The organism is Salipiger sp. HF18 (genome assembly GCF_011806505.1).
Lineage (GTDB): Bacteria > Pseudomonadota > Alphaproteobacteria > Rhodobacterales > Rhodobacteraceae > Salipiger > Salipiger thiooxidans.
The window spans coordinates 1-2,254 of sequence record NZ_JAATOS010000589.1 but is presented as its reverse complement, the minus strand read 5'-3'; the positions used below and the strand labels follow the sequence as shown (position 1 = coordinate 2,254).

The window sequence follows — 2,254 nt, the reverse complement described above, 5'->3', positions numbered from 1 at the left end:
CTGCCCGACATTGTCGGGCGTCAGCCCACCGGCAAGCATCCACGGACAGGGCCAGCGCCGCCCGGCGAGCAGCCGCCAGTCGAAGCTCAGCCCGTTGCCGCCCGGAAGCACGGAGCCCTTCGGCGCCTTGGCATCGACCAGCAGCTGGTCGGCCACGCGCGCATACTCCTGCAACGCCGGGAGATCCTCTTCCGAGGCCACCCCCACCGCCTTCATCACCGGCAGACCGTAGCGGGCGCGCAGCTCGGCCACGCGCTCGACGCTCTCGCGCCCGTGCAGCTGAAGCATGTCGAGCGGCACCGTCTCCACGATCTCGTCGAGCAGCGCGTCTTCGGCATCGACCACGAGCGCCACCTTGGCGAGCCCCACCGGCGCCTCGAGCGCCAGCGACCGCGCCTGCCCGAGGCTCACCGCCCGAGGGCTGCGCGGGAAGAACACCAGACCGATGTAGCGCACACCGGCACCGGCGGCGGCCGCCACCTCTTCGGGCCGCTTGAGCCCGCAGATCTTTATCCGGATGTCATCCATGACCAAAGGTCCCATCTGGCGCGTTGCCCCGCTCGTGGTCCGGCGCCCGGATCCCCCCAAGGGAGTCCGGACGGGTGCCGGCGCCCTGGAGCAGGATCAGGCGCTCTGGTCGAGGATCGCGAGGACCTCGTCCTTGTCCTTGTCGCGCTCGGCCTGGGTCTTCTTCAGCTCGCGCTCGAGCTTGCGGACCTCGGTCTTGCGCTCGGCGGCGGCGGCGCGGTGCTTGTGCTCGCGCAGCCACTCCCAGACGAAGCCGATCAGCAGGCCGAAGACGATGCCGCCGAAGAACACCAGGAACAGCGGCAGGCTCAGGGTCTGCTGGAAGCTCAGCAACGACGCCAGTTCATCGGGCAGCAGCTGCAGCTCGACCATCGAGCGGTTGGCCATCGCAACGGCGATGAGGACGACCGCGAGGGCGCCCAGAAATGCAAAGCGAATGTAGCGCATGGTCCTGTTCTTACTTTCCGTTCAGCCGGTCGCGCAGCAGCTTGCCCGTCTTGAAGAAGGGCACGTGCTTCTCCTCGACCTCGACCGCGTCGCCCGTCCGGGGGTTACGCCCCATCCTGGCATCGCGCTTCTTGACCGAAAAGGCGCCGAAACCGCGCAGTTCGACCCGGTCGCCCCGGGCCATGGCATTGGTGATCTCTTCGAAGATCGTGTTCACGATCCGCTCCACGTCACGTTGGTAGAGATGCGGGTTCTCCTCCGCGATCTTCTGGATCAATTCCGATCTGATCATCCTCGCACATCCCTCAATGCGTCTCTCCGCGCCTTTTCGTTCTACGACACTCGACGCCTTCGCGCCAACCGGAAACCCGGTGGCCACCCTGAAAAAGCATTCTGTAGCAGCAGTTTGAAGCCATTTTCCCGCCGCGCGGCCGGTCTGCCGACCACATAGCGCGGTGCTGCGCCGCAGAAAGGCCTCTTCACGTTCGCGCGATTCGCGGGCGTCACGTGCGCGCGCCCGTCTCCCGCGCCTCCTGCCCGAAGAGGGTCAGGAAAAGCGTCGTGAAGAAGCCGCCGAAGGCACTTTCGACCGCCGAGACCGCCGCGGGCAGCAGGTCCTCGGTGCCGAGCTGGCGCAGCGTCGCCACCACGTCGGCCTCGAAACCCGGAAAGGTCTTGCCGCAGTAGGAGATCACGTCGCACCCGTCGAGGAACCCGAGAAGCCCCATGGGCTCGACCTCCTGCTCCAGCGGCGCCGCGTAATACCGCTGCCAGGGATCGCCCGGATCGCATGGCGCGAAGCCGTCGAGCGGCAGCCCTGCCACGACCGCGCGCAATTCCTCCTCGCGCTCCCGCGCCACAACCGCGACGATGTACTCCGGGAGGCAGCCGCCGTCGCCGCAGATGAAGACGTTGTGGCACATGCGCTTGAGGGTCGGATCGTCGTAGACACCTGCCCAGTTCGCCTCGCAGAAGCGCCCCGTCTCCGCCATGTTGGCGGGATCGAAGGGCACCACGTCCTCGAGCGATTGCGCGGCGACGGGGGCGGGACAGGCCATGGCCGCGATCAGGGCCGCAAGGCGGAAACCGAGACGATCGGGCATCGGCAAAGGACCTCGTTGAAATCCCTGCCCAGACTGACCGCCGCGGACGCGACCTGTCCAGGATCGCGAGCCCCCCCGGAACGGCAAGGGCCCCGCCGGATCTCTCCGGCGGGGCCCCCAATTCACAAGCGAAGTCGCTCAGGCTCAGTTGTCGCCCTTGAGCGCTGCGCCGAGGG

4 protein-coding genes are annotated in these 2,254 nt (G+C 67.6%); all 4 read right to left on the bottom strand.

Annotated features, from left to right (window positions below; translation table 11 throughout):
• Window positions 1-528, bottom strand: a 528-nt coding sequence (locus HC022_RS24530; RefSeq protein ID WP_167454134.1) for a phosphoribosylanthranilate isomerase, incomplete at its 3' end; no start/stop codon positions are given.
• A 96-nt stretch (window positions 529-624) separates the two neighbouring features.
• The gene (locus tag HC022_RS24525) at window positions 625-975 is read right to left on the bottom strand and encodes a LapA family protein (RefSeq protein WP_008883721.1); all 351 of its coding nucleotides are present in this window, start codon (window positions 973-975) and stop codon (window positions 625-627) included.
• Between the two features lie 10 nt (window positions 976-985).
• On the bottom strand, window positions 986-1,267 hold the full coding sequence (ihfB, locus tag HC022_RS24520; RefSeq protein WP_008885705.1) for an integration host factor subunit beta: 282 nt from the start codon (window positions 1,265-1,267) through the stop codon (window positions 986-988).
• A gap of 211 nt (window positions 1,268-1,478) precedes the next feature.
• Window positions 1,479-2,078, bottom strand: a complete 600-nt coding sequence (locus HC022_RS24515; protein ID WP_167454133.1) for a hypothetical protein — start codon at window positions 2,076-2,078, stop codon at window positions 1,479-1,481.
• Window positions 2,079-2,254: the final 176 nt, after the last annotated feature.